At 67.7% G+C, this 16,126-nt stretch carries 17 protein-coding genes; 9 read left to right on the forward strand and 8 right to left on the reverse strand.

All coding sequences use genetic code 11. The features are described 5' to 3' along the window. The first annotated feature begins 12 nt into the window (after positions 1-12). The 4 genes from ASE67_RS01025 to ASE67_RS01040 are packed head-to-tail and all read left to right on the forward strand — an operon-like array spanning position 13 to position 3,437. Positions 13-651: a squalene/phytoene synthase family protein gene (locus ASE67_RS01025; RefSeq protein WP_055755982.1), complete on the forward strand. Its 639-nt coding sequence runs from the start codon at positions 13-15 to the stop codon at positions 649-651. A 39-nt stretch (positions 652-690) separates the two neighbouring features. Beyond that, on the forward strand, positions 691-1,155 hold the full coding sequence (locus ASE67_RS01030; protein WP_055755984.1) for an EF-hand domain-containing protein: 465 nt from the start codon (positions 691-693) through the stop codon (positions 1,153-1,155). Between the two features lie 31 nt (positions 1,156-1,186). Continuing rightward, positions 1,187-1,630 carry a MerR family transcriptional regulator gene (locus ASE67_RS01035; RefSeq protein ID WP_055755986.1) on the forward strand — a complete coding sequence of 148 codons (444 nt, stop codon included), beginning with the start codon at positions 1,187-1,189 and terminating at the stop codon, positions 1,628-1,630. A 4-nt stretch (positions 1,631-1,634) separates the two neighbouring features. Beyond that, a complete protein-coding gene (locus ASE67_RS01040; protein ID WP_055755988.1) occupies positions 1,635-3,437 on the forward strand; it encodes an acyl-CoA dehydrogenase C-terminal domain-containing protein in 1,803 nt (600 codons plus the stop codon). A 61-nt stretch (positions 3,438-3,498) separates the two neighbouring features. Here the strand turns inward: ASE67_RS01040 and purC are convergent, their stop codons facing one another. The 3 genes from purC to ASE67_RS01055 all read right to left on the reverse strand — a co-directional run bounded on the left by purC (position 3,499) and on the right by ASE67_RS01055 (position 6,096). Next, positions 3,499-4,278: a phosphoribosylaminoimidazolesuccinocarboxamide synthase gene (gene purC, locus ASE67_RS01045; RefSeq protein WP_055755990.1), complete on the reverse strand. Its 780-nt coding sequence runs from the start codon at positions 4,276-4,278 to the stop codon at positions 3,499-3,501. Between the two features lie 94 nt (positions 4,279-4,372). Continuing rightward, complete coding sequence (locus tag ASE67_RS01050; protein WP_156348447.1) at positions 4,373-5,113, reverse strand: hypothetical protein; 741 nt, start codon at positions 5,111-5,113, stop codon at positions 4,373-4,375. Between the two features lie 119 nt (positions 5,114-5,232). Next, entirely contained in the window at positions 5,233-6,096 is an 864-nt protein-coding gene (locus tag ASE67_RS01055; RefSeq protein ID WP_200922139.1) for an alpha/beta hydrolase family protein, read from the reverse strand. 144 nt (positions 6,097-6,240) lie between these two features. Here ASE67_RS01055 and ASE67_RS01060 point away from each other — a divergent pair, with 144 nt between their 5' ends. The 3 genes from ASE67_RS01060 (at position 6,241) to ASE67_RS01070 (ending at position 10,940) form a co-directional block, all read left to right on the forward strand. Then, complete coding sequence (locus tag ASE67_RS01060) at positions 6,241-6,822, forward strand: TetR/AcrR family transcriptional regulator (protein WP_156348448.1); 582 nt, start codon at positions 6,241-6,243, stop codon at positions 6,820-6,822. Positions 6,823-6,882: 60 nt separating this feature from the next. Further along, on the forward strand, positions 6,883-9,135 hold the full coding sequence (gene parC / locus ASE67_RS01065; protein ID WP_055755997.1) for a DNA topoisomerase IV subunit A: 2,253 nt from the start codon (positions 6,883-6,885) through the stop codon (positions 9,133-9,135). A gap of 128 nt (positions 9,136-9,263) precedes the next feature. Then, positions 9,264-10,940: a putative bifunctional diguanylate cyclase/phosphodiesterase gene (locus ASE67_RS01070; RefSeq protein ID WP_327196652.1), complete on the forward strand. Its 1,677-nt coding sequence runs from the start codon at positions 9,264-9,266 to the stop codon at positions 10,938-10,940. Here ASE67_RS01070 and ASE67_RS01075 read toward each other — a convergent pair. Genes ASE67_RS01075 through ASE67_RS01090 form a run of 4 tightly spaced genes read right to left on the reverse strand, consistent with a single transcriptional unit; the run spans position 10,910 to position 13,792 of the window. Then, on the reverse strand, positions 10,910-12,070 hold the full coding sequence (locus ASE67_RS01075) for a CCA tRNA nucleotidyltransferase (RefSeq protein WP_156348507.1): 1,161 nt from the start codon (positions 12,068-12,070) through the stop codon (positions 10,910-10,912). The genes ASE67_RS01070 and ASE67_RS01075 overlap by 31 nt on opposite strands. A gap of 32 nt (positions 12,071-12,102) precedes the next feature. Continuing rightward, the gene (locus ASE67_RS01080) at positions 12,103-12,693 is read right to left on the reverse strand and encodes a CoA pyrophosphatase (protein ID WP_055756001.1); all 591 of its coding nucleotides are present in this window, start codon (positions 12,691-12,693) and stop codon (positions 12,103-12,105) included. Then, a complete protein-coding gene (locus ASE67_RS01085) occupies positions 12,690-13,253 on the reverse strand; it encodes a DUF1285 domain-containing protein (protein ID WP_055756003.1) in 564 nt (187 codons plus the stop codon). Before ASE67_RS01085 ends, ASE67_RS01080 begins: the two co-directional genes overlap by 4 nt. Before the next feature lie 41 nt (positions 13,254-13,294). Continuing rightward, entirely contained in the window at positions 13,295-13,792 is a 498-nt protein-coding gene (locus ASE67_RS01090; protein WP_055756005.1) for a GNAT family N-acetyltransferase, read from the reverse strand. Positions 13,793-13,933: 141 nt separating this feature from the next. Here ASE67_RS01090 and ASE67_RS01095 point away from each other — a divergent pair, with 141 nt between their 5' ends. Both ASE67_RS01095 and ASE67_RS01100 read left to right on the forward strand, forming a co-directional pair. Further along, on the forward strand, positions 13,934-14,305 hold the full coding sequence (locus tag ASE67_RS01095; protein ID WP_055756007.1) for a dihydroneopterin aldolase: 372 nt from the start codon (positions 13,934-13,936) through the stop codon (positions 14,303-14,305). Continuing rightward, positions 14,302-15,051: an SDR family oxidoreductase gene (locus ASE67_RS01100; protein ID WP_055756009.1), complete on the forward strand. Its 750-nt coding sequence runs from the start codon at positions 14,302-14,304 to the stop codon at positions 15,049-15,051. The genes ASE67_RS01095 and ASE67_RS01100 overlap by 4 nt, the downstream gene beginning before the upstream one ends. A gap of 7 nt (positions 15,052-15,058) precedes the next feature. Here the strand turns inward: ASE67_RS01100 and ASE67_RS01105 are convergent, their stop codons facing one another. Continuing rightward, positions 15,059-15,919 (reverse strand): hypothetical protein, encoded by an 861-nt coding sequence (locus ASE67_RS01105; RefSeq protein WP_055756010.1) that lies wholly within the window; start codon positions 15,917-15,919, stop codon positions 15,059-15,061. Positions 15,920-16,126: the final 207 nt, after the last annotated feature.

Below are 16,126 nucleotides of genomic sequence, written 5' to 3' on the forward strand. Positions count from 1 at the left end.
CTGATCGCCGCGATGCACCACGATCCCGAACGCGGCCTCGCGCTGGCCTATGCCCCCGATGACGGTCGTCGTGCCGCATTGTCCGCCCTGCTGGCGCTCGACGCGGCGCTGGGCGATGTGGTGCGATCGACAACGCAGCCCGCGCTGGGGCAGATCCGGCTGGCATGGTGGCGCGAGCAGCTGGTGAAGCTGGACGATGCCGCACCGCCGGCGATGCCGGTGCTGGAGGCACTGTCGCGCGATGTTCTTCCGCGGGGGGTGAGCGGCCGCGCGCTGTCGGGGATCGTCGATGGCTGGGACGTGCTGATCGAGGAAGAGGCGCTGGACGATGCGGCGCTCGAGCGCTTCGCCGTGGAACGCGGCGGGCGGCTGTTCGCGCTGGCGGCGGCGATGCTGGGTGGTGATGCGGCCGTGGCCGAGCGGCTGGGGCAGGGATGGGCGCTGTTCGACCTTGCCCGGCACCAGAGCGATGCCGCCGTCGCGGCGCGGGCCGATCGGCAGGCCGGGGTCAGGCTGGCCGGGCCGCTTGGCGGAGTCGCGCGGTCGCTCGGCATGTTGGCGCTGTCCGCCCGGCTGGAACTGGACGGCGTGCCGCAGGGCGGGCCGAAGCGCGCCGCGCGGCTGATGTGGTTCGGGCTTGCCGGACGGTGACGGTTCGCGTGTAACGGGTGCGCAATAGGGGGACGGGCGATGTGGCGATTCTTGGCAGGGGTGGGATCGGCGCTGGCGCTGGTCGCGGCGGGGCTCTTCCTGTTCCGTAGCGACGCGGCGACCGAGAAACTGCCCCCGCCGCCGGCCATGGCCGCCGCCCTTCCGGAAGTGGACGCGCCGCTGCCCGACGATCCCCCCGCCGCGACGGCGCGCACGCGTGAGCAAAAGCGTTTCGACCGCTATGACAAGGATCGCGATGGGCGGATCACGCGCGACGAATATCTGGCGTCCCGACGCAAGGCCTATGCGAAGCTCGACACCAATGGCGACGGACGGCTGAGCTTCGACGAATGGGCGGCCAAGACAACCACCAAGTTCGCGACCGCCGACAGGGGGCGGGATGGCGCGCTGGACGCCGGCGAGTTCGCGACCACCGCGGTGAAGCGCAAGCCCAAGCGCCGGGCGGACTGTCCGCCCGCGACCCCGGCTGCGGAAGAGAGTTGACGTTCACGTCAACGTAAGGCAGTTTGTTGGGATGGCAGCTTCCCCCGTTCTCATCGCCGACTCGAACGAGGCCGACCGCTTCTCGATCACCGACCTGTGCAACGAGTTCGGCGTCACGGCGCGGGCGCTGCGCTTCTACGAGGATGAAGGGCTGATCGCGCCGGAGCGGCGGGGCCTTGCCCGCATCTATTCGCAGCGCGACCGCGCGCGGCTGGCGTGGATTTTGCGCGGCAAGCGCGTCGGGTTCAGCCTGGCCGACATTCGCGAGATGATCGACCTGTACGATATCGGCGATGGCCGGGTCGTGCAGCGGCAGGTGACGATGCAGAAGTGCCGCGACCGCATCACCCTGCTCGAAAACCAGCGCCGCGATATCGACGCCGCGATCGCCGAACTGGGCGAATTCGTCGCGACGATCGAGGCGCTACCCCATCAGACCGCCCCGCAAGAGGGCGTTTCCCCGGAGAAGGATTGAACCCATGCCCAGCTATACCCCGCCGGTTCGCGATACCCGCTTCATCCTCGACCATGTGCTGAAGATCGGCGACCATGCTGCATTGCCGGGCTTTGCCAATGCCACGCCCGATACCGTCGAGGCGGTGCTGGAAGAGGGTGGGCGCTTCGTGGCGGAAGTGCTGTTCCCGCTCAATGCTTCGGGCGATCAGCAGGGCTGTACCCGCCATGCCGATGGCAGCGTGACGACGCCGGACGGGTTCAAGGACGCCTATCGCCAGTTCGTCGAATCGGGCTGGGGCACGTTGTCTGCGCCGGAGCAGTTTGGCGGGCAGGCGATGCCGCATGTCGTCGCGACTGCGTTCGAGGAATATCTGATCTCCGCCAACATGGCGTTCGCGATGTATCCGGGGCTGACCCACGGCGCGATTGCTGCGCTGCTGGTGAAGGGCTCGCCCGAACAGCAGGCGATGTATGTGCCCAAGATGGTGTCGGGCGAATGGGGCGGCACCATGAACCTGACGGAGCCGCAGTGCGGCACTGATCTGGGCCTCATCAAGACGCGCGCCGTACCGAACGACGACGGGTCTTGGGCGATCACCGGGACCAAGATTTTCATCTCGTCGGGCGAGCATGACCTTACCGACAATATCATCCACCTCGTCCTCGCCAAGACGCCGGGCGCGCCGGAAAGCTCGAAGGGGATTTCGCTGTTCGTCGTGCCGAAGTTCCTGGTCAACGACGACGGATCGCTGGGGGAGCGCAACCCTGTTTCCTGCGGTTCGATTGAGCACAAGATGGGCATCCACGCCAATTCGACCTGCGTCATGAACTACGACGGGGCGAAGGGCTGGCTGGTCGGTGAGGAGATGAAGGGGCTGGCCGCGATGTTCATCATGATGAACGCCGCGCGGCTGGGTGTCGGGTTGCAGGGGCTGGGCGTGGCGGAAACCGCGTATCAGAACGCGGTGATCTATGCGGGCGACCGGCGGCAGGGGCGGGCGCTGACCGGCCCGGCACAGCCGCAGGAAAAGGCCGACACGCTGTTCGTCCACCCCGATGTCCGTCGGATGCTGATGGAGGGCAAGGCGCTGACCGAGGGGCTGCGCGCGCTGTGCCTATGGGGGGCGTTGCAGGTCGATCTGGCGCATATGAGCGAGGATGCGGCGGCGCGTGAACTGGCCGACGATCTGGTCGGGCTGCTGACCCCGGTCATCAAGGGCTATGGCACCGACAAGGGCTATGACGTCGCGACCAACGCGCAGCAGGTCTATGGCGGGCACGGCTACATCGCCGAATGGGGCATGGAGCAATATGTCCGCGATGCCCGGATCGCGATGATCTATGAAGGCACCAACGGCGTGCAGGCGATGGATCTGGTCGGTCGCAAGCTCGCGCAGAATGGCGGCCGGGCGATCCAGCATTTCTTCCGCATCGTCGCCGAAGAGATCGCGGCCGCCAAGGGAGCCGACGCGACCCGTGATTTCGCCGAGCGGCTGGAGCGGGGCCTCAAGGACCTGCAGGCCGCGACCATGTGGTTCATGGCCAACGGGATGCAGAACCCGAACCATGTCGGGGCCGGCGCGCATTCGTACATGCACATCATGGGCATCGTCGCGACCGGCCTGATGTGGCTGCGGATGTTGACCGCGGCGGAGGCGCTGGCGGCGGCGGGCGAGGGCGATCCGGCGTTCATCGAGGGCAAGCGGGTGACGGCGCGTTTCTATGCCGAGCGGATCGTTCCCGACGCCGGCGCGCTTCGTCGCAAGATCGAGGGCGGGGCGGATTCGGTCATGGCGCTCGACCCGGCGCTGTTCGCGCGGGGGTAGGACCTAGCAAATACGTACCCCCGCGCAGGCGGGGGTACGATACTATTTTGGCTTTAGCGCCTTACTTCTCGCGCTTCTTGCGATGCGTCTCAAGGTCGAGGACCGCCGAATCGGCACCCTCCGGCAGCAGGCCCAGCCGCCGCGCGACTTCCTGATACGCCTCGACTTCGCCGCCCAGGTCGCGGCGGAAGCGATCCTTGTCGAGCTTTTCGTTGGTGGTCATGTCCCACAGGCGGCAACCGTCGGGGCTGATCTCGTCGGCCAGGATGATCCGGCTGAAGTCATTGTCCCAGATGCGACCGAATTCGAGCTTGAAGTCGACCAGCCGGATGTTGATCGCGGCGAACATGCCCGACAGGAAGTCGTTCACGCGGATCGCCATGTCGGCCATCTCGTGCAGTTCGTCCTGCGCGGCCCAGCCGAAGCACAGGATATGTTCGTCCGACACCATCGGATCACCGAGCGCGTCGTCCTTGTAATAATATTCGATGATCGTGCGCGGGAGCTGCTGCCCCTCTTCGATGCCCAGCCGCTTGCTGATCGAACCGGCGGCGACGTTGCGCACCACGACCTCGATCGGCACGATCTCGACCTGGCGGATCAACTGCTCGCGCATGTTCAGGCGGCGGATGAAGTGGGTCGGCACGCCGATATTGCCGAGCAGCGTAAAGACATGCTCGGAAATCCGGTTGTTCAGCACGCCCTTGCCGTTGATCGTGCCCTTTTTCTGGGCATTGAAGGCGGTGGCGTCGTCCTTGAAATACTGGATCAGCGTACCCGGCTCCGGACCCTCATAGAGGATCTTTGCCTTGCCTTCGTAGATCTGGCGGCGGCGAGCCATGCGATTCCCTTCAACGAAACGGCGTGGGCCAGAGCAGTCGTGTCCGGCCCCCTGCGGAAAGCCGCCGCATAGCCGAAGGGGCGCGCCCGCGCAATCAGCCCGCGCGCGGTGCCTTGGCCGGCAGGAGATGACGGACGCGCCGCCACAGCAGCAGGCCGAGCAACGCCAGCAGCAACGGCGGCAGGGCAAGTCCGATCAGCGCGAGCGCCGTTCCGATCGTCCAGCGTGCCGAGGCGACCGCAAGGTCGGCGGCGCGGGTAAAGGGCGATGCCGGGTCGAAGCCGCGGATCGCCTGGCCCGAACGATATTCGAACACGACCGGCGTCGCGGCCAGCGCGGCGCGCTGTTCGGCGATGGCGGCGGCGGCATCGCGTTCCGATCCGGTCGCGGCGGCGCGTTGCCGCTCCAGCTCGGCGCGGGCTTCGTGGGTGGTCACGCCGCTACGGGCATCGATCGCGGCCCGTTCGGCGGATGCGGCCTCGCGAGCCTGTGCCAGCTGGTCGATCCTTGCGCCGGCATCCTCGCCGGTGATCTCGGAATCGAGCAGCATGCCGTCCGCTGCCTCTACCCCGCGAATGCCGTCCCGGCCGAACGCACGCGCGACGTCGGGTGCCAGCGAAAAACCGAGCGTCGCCGTGATCTCGTTCTCCTCGCTGCGGCTGTAGCGCATGCCGGTGATGCGGCAGCGCGCGATGCCAAGCCGTTCGCAGGTGGCGGCATGCGCTTCCTGGATGGCGGCGATCCGCGCGGCGGGCAGGCGAAAGCCATAGCGGTAGGAGAAGGCGACACCCGGCGCGGCGGTGACGTTGATGCCGGGGGCTGCTTCGTCGGACATATCCTGCGGCGCCTGGCTACACCCGGCCAGAATCAACGCCGCCATAACAGGAACTCGGTACCGCATACGCCACCTTTGCCTTAATTGAGGCTGAAATGTGGCGTAAATATGGCGAGTGGTCAAGCCGGGGGCATGATCCGGTGCAGCATCGCGACCGTCGCGTCCCATGCGGCGGTGTCCGGCGCGATGAGTTCGACATGTCCGGTGTCGGCGATCTCGTGCAGCGTCAACGTGTCGCCCCGCTCGCGCGCCAAGGCGGCAAAGGCTGGTGCCATGCGGGCCGGCACGATGCGGTCGTCGCGCCCGTTGACCAGATCGATCGGCACGCCGAGCGGCAGCAGACAGGTGACCGAGGTATCGGCAAAGCGATCGGGCCGATCGCCTACCAGCTGCATGATTACCTCGGTACCGCAGCCGTTGTCGGGGCTCGCCTCGACCGCGGCGAGATCGGGCAGTCCGCCGAGGCTGACGACCTGCGCGATCGACAGCGGATCGCCCTGCGCCAGCATGCTGCCCGCCGGCAGGCGATGGCGCGCGGCGAGCCACAGCGCCAGATGCCCGCCCGCCGAATGGCCGAGCGCAACGATTCGTGACAGGTTCAGGGCGTGCGCATCGGCATGGATGCGAAGCAGGTCGGCGGCGTCGGCGACATCGCGGAAGGTGCCCGGATATCCGCCACCATCGCGATCGACGCCGCGATAGTCGATGTTCCAGACCGCGAATCCGCGTTCCCGCAGGTCCGCCGCCACCCAGTCCATCAGCCGCCGATCGGCGATCGCGCTCTGCCAGCATCCGCCATGGACCATCAGTATCGTAGGCCAGCGCCCGGCGGCGGGCCGCCCGGCGGGCAGCCACAGGTCGACGACCTGCAGGCTGTCGTCGCCATAGCGGAATTGATGGTCGGGGTCGGGCCGCGACCGCGCGGTCAGGTCGGGCCACTCCATCGGGGTCCAGGGAATGTCGGGCTTGCGGGGCGGTGTCATATGGTCAATTTTGCAACAGCTGCCGCGAAACGACAATCAAACTGTAATATCGTATAATAAATTGTGACTTGCCGGGCGGTTGGCGGTAAGAGGCAGTGGGGAAGGGCAGCGCTGTCCTGTGGACGGCAGCAGGGGGCGTGTACCGTGGGTAGAATTCGTACGATCGAGCGTGACAAGCTGTTGGATGCCGCCGAAGCGGTCACGATGGAAAAGGGGCCGACGGGCCTGACCATCGCGGCGGTGGCCGAACGGATGGGCATCACCAATGGCGGCGTCCAGTACAGCTTCCGTAGCAAGGAATCGCTGATCGCGGCGATGTTCGAACGCTGGCAGCAGGAATATGCCGAGCACATGATCGAACTGGGCGCCGTTCCCGAGGACGAGGCATCGCGCGTCCGGGCGCATATCGCCTATGGCGCCAATTACGAGGACCGGTCGAAGCGGGGCGCGCCGACGCTGCTGGTCTCGCTGCTCAATTCGCCGCAGCATATGATGCAGGTGCGTCGCTGGTACCGCAACCGCATCGACGCGATCGACCTGTCGACCGATGAGGGGCGCTGGCTACGTCTCGCCTTCGTCGCGATGGAGGGGGCGTTCCTGATGCGGCTGTTCGGGCTGATCGACATGAAGAGCGACGAATGGCACTCGATCGTCGCCGATATCTGGGCATTGGTCGACGGAAAACTGCCGCAGGTGGATCGGGAGTCGGGACGACAGGCCGCCTGATCCCGGTTCGTTCCATTTCGCCCCTCGCGGGGGGCGCATTCCCCTGCTATCGCAGGTGCGATGGCAAGTGATCTGACCGACCCCGGAACGCCGATCGGCGTGTTCGATGCACCGTTCGACAGCGCGCTGTCCGAACGCTACCTCGTTTATGCGCTGTCGACGATCACCGCGCGGTCGCTGCCCGATGTCCGTGACGGGCTGAAGCCGGTGCATCGTCGTCTGCTGTGGGCGATGCGGTTGCTGAAGCTGGACCCGGCATCGGGGTACAAAAAATGCGCGCGCGTCGTCGGCGACGTGATCGGCAAATATCACCCGCATGGTGACCAGTCGGTCTATGACGCGATGGTACGCCTGGCGCAGGATTTCGCGCTGCGTTATCCGCTGGTCGACGGGCAGGGCAATTTCGGCAATATCGACGGCGATAATGCCGCCGCGTACCGCTATACCGAGGCGCGGCTGACCCAGGTCGCGATCGACCTGATGGCGGGCCTCGACGAAGACGCGATCGACTTCCGCCCGACCTATAATGGCGAGGAGCAGGAGCCGGAGCTGTTCCCCGGCATGTTCCCCAATCTGCTGGCCAACGGCGCCAGCGGCATCGCGGTCGGCATGGCGACCAGCGTGCCGCCGCACAACGCCGCCGAATTGTTCGACGCCGCGATCGTGCTGGTCGATCAGCCCGAAGCCGACGATGCGGCGGTGCTGGCGCATGTGCGCGGTCCCGATTTCCCCACCGGCGGCATCGTCGTCGATTCGCCCGCCGCGATTCGCGAATCCTATGCGACCGGACGCGGCGGCTTTCGCGTGCGGGCGCGGCACGAGATCGAGCGGGAGAAGGGCGGCGGCTGGCAGATCGTCGTCACCCAGATCCCGTACGGCGTGCAGAAGGGCAAGCTGATCGAACAGATCGCCGCGCTCATCAACGACAAGAAGCTGCCGATCCTGACCGACGTCCGCGACGAATCGGACGCGGAGATCCGCATCGTCCTCGAACCGCGCAGCCGGACGGTCGACCCGCAGGTGCTGATGGACGGGCTGTTCCGGCTGACCGACCTCGAAACGCGCGTGCCGCTGAACCTCAACGTGCTCGACAAGGATCGCACCCCGCGCGTGATGCCGCTGCGCGAGGCGTTGAAGGCGTGGGTCGACCACCAGTTCGTCGTGCTGCGCCGGCGGAGCGAACACCGGCTGGCGAAGATCGCCGACCGGATCGAACTGCTCGACGGCTATCTTGCGGCCTATCTGAACCTCGACCGGGTGATCGCGATCATCCGGACCGAGGACGAACCGAAACCGGTGCTGATCGCCGAGTTTTCGCTGACCGACCGGCAGGCCGAAGCGATCCTCAACATGCGGCTGCGCAGTCTGCGCAAGCTGGAGGAGATGGAAATCCGCGGCGAGCGGGCGAAGCTGGAAAAGGAGCAGGCCGAACTGACACTGCTGCTGTCCAGTGAAGCGCGGCAGCGGACGCGGATGAAGCGCGATCTGACGAAGATGCGTGACCGCTATGGCCACGACACCGTGCTGGGCGCGCGTCGCACCACGGTTGAGGAAGCTGCGCCGGCGCGCGAAATCCCGGCCGAGGCGATGATCGAGCGCGAGCCGCTGACCGTCATCCTGTCGCAGCGCGGCTGGGTGCGGGCGCTCAAGGGTCATGTCGAGCTGGCGTCGGCGGACACCGCCCGGTTCAAGGAAGGCGACGGCCCGGCCTTTGCCTTCCACGCGCATACCACCGACAAGCTGCTGCTCGTGACCGATGGCGGGCGATTCTACACGCTGGGCGCGGACAAGCTGCCCGGCGGGCGCGGCTTTGGCGAACCGGTGCGGGCGATGATCGACCTCGACGGCGAAGCGCGGATCGTTGCCCTGTCGCGCGCCGCTGCGTCCGAACGGCTGCTGCTGGCGGCGACCGACGGGCGGGGCTTCATGGTGCGGGTGGCCGATGTGCTGGCCGAAACGCGCAAGGGCAAGCAGGTGATGGCGCCGCGTCCGGGGGCGAAGCTGAAGGTCGTCCGGCCGATCGCCGCCGACGACGATTATGTCGCGTCGATCGGCGACAATCGCAAGCTGGTGCTGTTCCCGCTGGCCGAACTGGCGGAAATGGCGCGCGGGCAGGGGGTGCAATTGCAGCGCTTCCGCGATGGTGGCCTGTCCGACGCGCGCACGCTGCGCTTCGCCGACGGGTTGCACTGGACCATGGGCGGGGAAACCGGGCGGATGCGTACCGAAAGCGACCTGTCACCGTGGCGTGCGGCACGCGGTGCCGCCGGACGGATGCCCCCGAACGGTTTCCCGCGCGATAATCGTTTTTGATCGCGCGACCGCGGGTTTCAGAAGCTCTTAACCTCCATCGGCCATATCGGTAGCCGATGGCGTTCGGCAGGCAGATACTTTCGGCATTCAGGTCGCAGGCATTTCCGATTCCGGAACACGGGAATCGCGTGCCTATTGCCTGCGTCGCGCCGACGCCGGATCGGCCGGTCGCCGACCCGCGCGAACCGATCCTCGATTTGCTGCCGCTGCCGACCGCGATCGTCGCGGCCGATGCCGATCGGGTGGTGTTCGAAGCGGTCAACAGCGCGTTCCGCGCCGCCGGCTTCACCACCAGCCAGGGGCGCGCGGCACTGCTGCACGAAATCGGCGACGCGGTGCTGGCGTTCCTGCTGTCGGCGGACACCCAGCGGCGGATGCGGCTGCGCCTCGGCGATGCGGTCGACAGCCGCCATTATGACGTGACGCTCGCCCGGCGGCCGGAATCCGCCGGCATCGCCCGCTGCATGATGTCGCTGGTCGACCAGACCCCCGAACAGCGCACCGAAACCAGCCTGCGCCGCGAGATGAGCACCGATTCGCTCACCGGCCTGCCGAATCGCACCGGCTTCGGCGATCTGGTGGAGGAACGGGTCGCCGCCGGCGACCGCGCGCATTATGCGGTGCTGGCAATCAATCTCGACCGGTTCAGCCGGGTCAACGCCTGCATGGGGTCGCTGTCGGGCGACGAATTGCTGATCTCGGTCGCCCGCCGGCTAAAGGGAGTGTTGCGCGGCTGCGACGTGCTGGCGCGTACCGGCGGCGACGAATTCGCGGTGCTGCTGGGGCTGCGCGACGGGGCCGACGATGCGTTGCACGCGGCGTCGCGGCTGCAACAGGCGCTGGTGCAGCCGTTCCAGCTGTCCGATTTCAGCATCCGCGTCGAATGTTCGATCGGCATTGCGCTCGGCGAGGACGCCGATGCCGAGGCGGAGGACGTGATCCGTCACGCCCAGTTTGCGGTCAAGCGATCGAAGCGCACCGGGCAGACCGAAGTCTATCGCCCGCATCTGTTCGACATCGTGCGCAGCCAATTCTCGATCGAAACCCGCCTGCGGCATGCGCTGGAGGACCGGCAACTCCATCTGGCGTTCCAGCCGATCTGCGACCTGTCCAACGGCCGGATCAGCAGCTTCGAAGCGCTGGCACGGTGGCGCACGCCGGAGGGGGAGGATATCTCCCCAGTCGATTTCATTCCGGTGGCCGAGGAATCGGGGCTGATCGTACCGCTCGGGCGCTGGGCGATGGACGAGGCGGCACGGACGCTGGCGGCGTGGGACGCAGCGGCCGGCGGCGATTGCGGTGCGCGGATGGCGGTGAACCTGTCGGCGGTGCAGTTGCAGCGCGACAATGTGGAGGCGATGTTCGCCGAAGTGCTGGCCGAGCACCGGCTGTCGGGCGACCGCTTCACCATCGAACTGACCGAAAGCGCGTTCGTCGTCGATCCCGACCGCACGCTGCGCACGATGCTGGCGCTTCGCGACATGGGCGCATCGATCGCGATGGACGATTTCGGGACCGGCTATTCCAACCTCGCCTATTTGCAGAAGCTGCCGATCGACAAGCTGAAGATCGACCGCAGCTTCGTCACCGGCATGTTGGCCGACCGCGACAAGGTTGCGATCGTGCGCGCGATCCTCAGTCTCGCCCAGGCGCTCGGCCTGCGCACCACGGCGGAGGGGATCGAGACACAGGAGCTGGAACATACGCTGGTCGCGCTCGGCTGCGCCTTTGGCCAGGGCTATTTCTATTCGCGGCCGGTGGATGCCGATGCCGCCTATGCGTTGCTGCTGGCCCGCAACGCCTGAGCCACCACCTCGTCGGCGATTGCCGCCGTCCGGTTCGGGTCGGGAAACCCCTCGGCGATCCACCGATCCTCGACCTGCCGCAGCGCCCGCGCCACATCGGGCCCGCGCGCCAGCCCGCGTTCGACCAGTGCCCCGCCCGACAACGGCAGGCTGGGCCGCGTCCAGCCGGCGACCGTTGCCGCTGCCGCCGCGTCGTCGTGCAGCAGCAGCCGATCGACCGCGCCCTCGATCCCCAGTCGATAGCCGAGCGCCAGTGGACTGTCCGTCCCGTCGCCCAGCGCCACGGCAATCCGCTTGCGCTGCGCATTGGACAGTTTCAGCCGGGCAGTAACCCCCTCCGCATTGCCGGCGTCGAGCAGCGCGGCGAGCCGCCGGATCGGATCGGGCGCGATATCCCCCGCCGCTTCCGCCGCGACCAGCGCCGCCAGCCGATCAACGGCGGCAGTGTCCAGTTCGGGCAGGACCGGTTGCCAGATGGCGTGTCCGACCATCAGCCGCAGCACGTCGACGGCGCCACGCGCGACCAGCAGCTTGAGCAGTTCGTCGGCGATCCGCTCGCGCGACAACGCCATCAGATCGTTCGCCCGCGCGACGCAAGCCGCCAGCCCGTCGGCATCGGGCGCGTCGCCGAACCGCGCAAGAAAGCGGAAGAAGCGCAGGATGCGCAGGTGATCCTCGGCAATCCGGCGCAGCGGATCGCCGATGAAGCGTACCCGCCCGGCACGCAGATCGGCGACGCCGCCGAAATAGTCGTACAGCCGGTGATCGGCCATATCGGCATAGAGCGCGTTCATCGTGAAATCGCGCCGCGCGGCATCGGCCTGCCAGTCGTCGGTGAAGGCGACCTCGGCATGGCGGCCATCGGTGGTCACGTCGTGGCGCAGCGTCGTCACCTCAACCACCGTGCCGCTGGTGACGGCGGTGATCGTCCCGTGCGCGATGCCGGTAGGGATCGCCTTGATCCCCGCCGCCTCCAGTCGGTGCACGACCTCGTGCGGCGGGTGGATCGTCGCGACGTCGATATCGGCGACCGGTAGCCCGAGCAGCGTGTCGCGCACCGCGCCACCGACATAGCGCGCCGCGCCGTCGCCCAGCGCCGCGGCCAGCCGGTCGAGCCCCGGACGCGTCATCCAGTCGGCCGGGGGCAGGGTGGTAGCTTCGGTCACGGCCATCTCAGTCTTTGCGCCAGGTTGACGATCATCGCCGCCGTCGCACCCCAGATGCGCCGATCCCCGAAGATCAGTTCGTAATAATGCCGCTCGCGCCCTTCGTGCCAGCGGCTGCCACGTCCGTGGTTCGCGCTGTCGAGCAGGAAGGCGAGCGGGACTTCGAAGATCGCGTCGACCTCGCGTGGATGCGGCACCAGCGGCAGGTCGGCAGGAATGGTCGCCAGCACCGGCGTCACTTCGAACCCGGTCACCGTGTGATAGCGGTCGAGCGTCGCCACCACCTCCGCGGTGCCCGTTGGCAGGGCGATCTCCTCACCGGCCTCGCGCAGTGCCGCGCCGATCGCGCCGGCATCGCTCGGGTCGACGCTGCCGCCAGGAAAAGCCACCTGTCCGGCATGGGTGCGCAGGTCGTCGGTACGCTGGGTCAGCAGCACGCCGGGGTCCGCCCGGTCGGTCACGGCGATCAGCACCGCCGCCGCACGCCATCCGCCCTCGGGCATCGGCGCCTCGCCGTTCAAATCCCCCACCAGCAGCGGCCCGGCGGGCGCCGCGAGCCGTGCCCGCAGCCGCTCCGCCAGCGTCATGCCGGTTCGAACGGGAAGAACGCGCCCTCGCTCCACAATCCGCGCCGTCCGTCGGGTCCTTCGACCAACTGCTCGGCCAATTCGTAGAAGACGGTTCGTGCGATCAATGCGTCCATGCCGCCGCGCACCCGCAGATAGGGGCGGGGGGCGTCCATCGTCCCCTCGATCCGGATCGGGTGGTCGGCGTCGGCCACTGCCACCTCTTCGGTATTCAGCCGGAACGCGATGCGGCCCTGCTCGCCCTCACCCGACAGCTTCGCCTCGACCGCGACGAACGGCGCATCGTCGACCGCGATCGACAGCTTTTCGACGGGGGTGACCAGCACGTGCGAGCCATCGGGTTCGCGCCGCAGGATCGTCGCGAACAGCCGAACCATCTCCGCCCGCGTGATCGGGCTGTCCTGGTGGAACCAGCTGCCATCGGCCGCGATCCGCATCTCGCTATCCCCGCAATGCGTGGGGTTCCAGCGATCGACGGGCGGCAGCTTCGCCTCGGCGGCAAGGCGCGCAACCTCGGCAAGCGACAGCGAAGCGAAATCGGCGGGGGGCTGCATGGGCATGAAAATCCGTTAGCTCGCTCTGCCCGCCCACGACAAGGGGGTCAGGCCGCGAGCGCGATCCTGGGGGCGAGAATGCCCGATCGTACAGGGATGTCGCCCCGCGCCAGCAGCCGTGCCTGCTCGTAGGGACCGGGCATGCGCCATCCGCCGGTGCGATCGGCAGTAAAGCCGAAGCGGTGATAATAAGGCGCGTCGCCGACCAGCATCAGCGGCGCGTCGTCCCCCGCCGTCGCGATCGCCCGGTGCATGAGCGCATGGCCGATCCCCATGCCCTGCCGATCTGGCGCGACCGCGACCGGGCCAACCATGACCAGCGGCAGCGCGCCGCCCTCGTCACAATCCAGCTGCACCGGCCAGCACTGGATGCATCCGACCAGTCGTCCATCCTCGACCAGTGCGAAGCTCAGCGCCGCGATCGGCGACAGCCCGGCGCGCACGCGATAGGCCGTTCGGCCCCGCCGGTCGTGACCGAAGGCGGTGTCGAGCAGCGCCTCGACCTCGGCGGCGGGAACGGCGGCAAGCGGCAACAGGTCGGTCAAGGGTCGGTCCAGTCGGCAAGTCGGATGCTGGGCGCCTGTACCGCCGCGCGGGCGGGGCACAAGCGAAGATTCGGGCGGCGGCTTACGTCTCCGCCCCCTTCTGCTATCGCGCGCATATTCCCAGATGATGACAGGTGCCGCTTGCGCGATTCGCTTCAGTTAGAAGTCCATGATGTCGAAGTGAATGTCCTGACCGGCATTTATTCCGAGGAAACCCATCTGCCGCAGCCGCTGCGCATCTCGATGACGGTCGACCTCGATTGCCCCGAACGCTTTACGCCCGACACGCCGCTGTCGGCGTCGAAAAGCTATATGGACCTGAAGGAAGCGGCGACCACCTCGCTGCCGCCCGGCGTGCATTTCACGCTGATCGAGGGGGTGGCCGACCATATCGTCGACACGCTGTTCCTGTCCGATCCGCGGGTGCAGCGGGTGAAGATCCGCATCGTGAAGCTCGCCATCGCCGAAGCGGGCGAATCGATCGGCGTCACCATGGTCCGGCACCGGCGGTGAGCCGCCCGCTGGCGCTCGTCACCGGCAGCTTCCGGCGGCTGGGCGGGCATATCGCGGTGCGGCTGGCCCAGGCCGGGCATGACGTCGCGCTCCATGCATCGCATCCGGGCGACCCCGATGCGGACGTCGTCGCGGCGATCGCGGCGGCGGGGGCGGCGCATCATATCTTCGCCGCCGATCTGGGCGAGGGCGATGTCGCGGCGGGGCTGATCGCTACCGTCGCGGCGCAGTTCGGACGGCGGGTCGACCTGCTGGTCAACAACGCCTCGTGCTTTCGCGCCGACGATGCCGACCATCCCACGGCCGAATCGCTGGTGGCGCATTTCGCGGTAAATGCCGCCGCACCTTTTATGCTGGCGACGGCGCTGGCGGCGCAGGGTGGCGGCGCGGTGGTCAATATCCTCGACCAGCGCATCGCTCATCCGCATCGCGACCAGCTGGCCTATACCCTGTCGAAACAGGCGCTGGGGGAGGCGACGCGCACGCTGGCTCTGGCTCTGGCACCGCGGGTGCGCGTGAACGGAGTCGCGCCGGGGCTGACGCTCGCGACCGAGGACTATAGCGCGGGGCAGGTCGATCGCCTGGCCGCGCTGATGCCGCTCGAACGGCTGCCGACGGTGGATCAGGTGGCCGATGCCGTCCTGTTCCTTGCGGGGGCAGGCGCGTCGACCGGGCAGGTGCTTTTCGTCGATGGCGGGGCGGGGTTGGTGTCGTTCGAACGCGATTTCGTCCACCTCGCCCGCTGAACCGGGGTCAGCCGGCCCGCCCGTCCTCGCACCGGCCGAGCGATTCGCGCACGAACGCGAAGTCGTCGCGAGCGATCGCCGCATTGTCCGCGTCCTGCGACTGCAGGCTGGCGTCGGGCAGCGCGGCGGGCAGGCCGCAGGCCAGACGGTACCAGGCCAGCGTGTCCGGCTTCGGCGCACCCCCGGCCTCATCGATGATATCGCCCAGCGACAGTGCCCAGCGGCGCTGCTCGCCCGGCCGGCGCAGGACCAGCAGCGACACCGGCGCGCCCGTCGTGGTCTGAAGGAAAATCTGCGTCTCGCCTTCGCCCGGCAGGGTGCCGGGCACGTGGAAGGCATTGCCGATCCCGGTGATCGTTGGCGGGGCATCGGGGGCGATCACCTCGCGCACCACCTCGCGCACTCGTTGGTCCAGCATCGGCGCCCACGCGAATTGCGCATCCGGGGTGACCAACTGTACCTGATCGGGACGCCCCGCCACCGCTCGGGCAAAGGCGATGACCCGCTGCCGCTTGAGGTTGGGCGCGCGCCCGCGCGGATCGAACGGCACGTCGACAAGATAGCCAACCCGTGCGGGCAGCGGGCCATTCGCGCGAATCAGGGCGCCGACATCGGCCGTGACATAGAAACGCACATATCCTGCGGCCAGGCCGGGGGCCTCGTCCGGTGCGATCCGCGCGACCGAGCGAATCGTCGCATCCAGCACGATGTCGCTGTCCAGCGCCAGCCGGGCGAGGCGGGCATAGGCGACCGGCGCCGAATCGGGGGTAGCGGTAACAGGGGCGGGTCCACCCTGCCGTGCAGAAACCGGTGAACATGCGACTATGCAAAGCGAGATTGCTGCGGTAGCGAGCGGCGTGCGTTTCATGCACTCGCTCTTACCGCCCGGAAAACTGTGGTTACAGACTTATTTCGGTCATGGGGCGATTGTACGAATGTTTCGTCCGACAAAGCGTTTGCGTCGTTTAAAAGGCCGCGATAGACAATCGTGGTCCGGAATGCCGCGTAGCCCCGGACACGCGGTCGTTGCGCGCCGGTTTTGGCCGGACGGAGTGACCCAATGTACCGGGCTAGA

This window comes from Sphingomonas sp. Leaf23, from assembly GCF_001421585.1.
Taxonomy (GTDB): Bacteria; Pseudomonadota; Alphaproteobacteria; order Sphingomonadales; family Sphingomonadaceae; genus Sphingomonas.

Bases quoted from the DNA above. Each gene is read 5' to 3' on its own strand.
- ASE67_RS01025 (WP_055755982.1), top strand. From the start codon at position 13: ATGCACCACGATCCCGAACGCGGCCTCGCGCTGGCCTATGCCCCCGAT.
- ASE67_RS01030 (WP_055755984.1), top strand. From the start codon at position 691: ATGTGGCGATTCTTGGCAGGGGTGGGATCGGCGCTGGCGCTGGTCGCG.
- ASE67_RS01035 (WP_055755986.1), top strand. From the start codon at position 1,187: ATGGCAGCTTCCCCCGTTCTCATCGCCGACTCGAACGAGGCCGACCGC.
- ASE67_RS01040 (WP_055755988.1), top strand. From the start codon at position 1,635: ATGCCCAGCTATACCCCGCCGGTTCGCGATACCCGCTTCATCCTCGAC.
- purC (WP_055755990.1), bottom strand. From the start codon at position 4,278: ATGGCTCGCCGCCGCCAGATCTACGAAGGCAAGGCAAAGATCCTCTAT.
- ASE67_RS01050 (WP_156348447.1), bottom strand. From the start codon at position 5,113: ATGTCCGACGAAGCAGCCCCCGGCATCAACGTCACCGCCGCGCCGGGT.
- ASE67_RS01055 (WP_200922139.1), bottom strand. From the start codon at position 6,096: ATGACACCGCCCCGCAAGCCCGACATTCCCTGGACCCCGATGGAGTGG.
- parC (WP_055755997.1), top strand. From the start codon at position 6,883: ATGGCAAGTGATCTGACCGACCCCGGAACGCCGATCGGCGTGTTCGAT.
- ASE67_RS01075 (WP_156348507.1), bottom strand. From the start codon at position 12,070: ATGACGCGTCCGGGGCTCGACCGGCTGGCCGCGGCGCTGGGCGACGGC.
- ASE67_RS01080 (WP_055756001.1), bottom strand. From the start codon at position 12,693: ATGACGCTGGCGGAGCGGCTGCGGGCACGGCTCGCGGCGCCCGCCGGG.
- ASE67_RS01085 (WP_055756003.1), bottom strand. From the start codon at position 13,253: ATGCCCATGCAGCCCCCCGCCGATTTCGCTTCGCTGTCGCTTGCCGAG.
- ASE67_RS01105 (WP_055756010.1), bottom strand. From the start codon at position 15,919: ATGAAACGCACGCCGCTCGCTACCGCAGCAATCTCGCTTTGCATAGTC.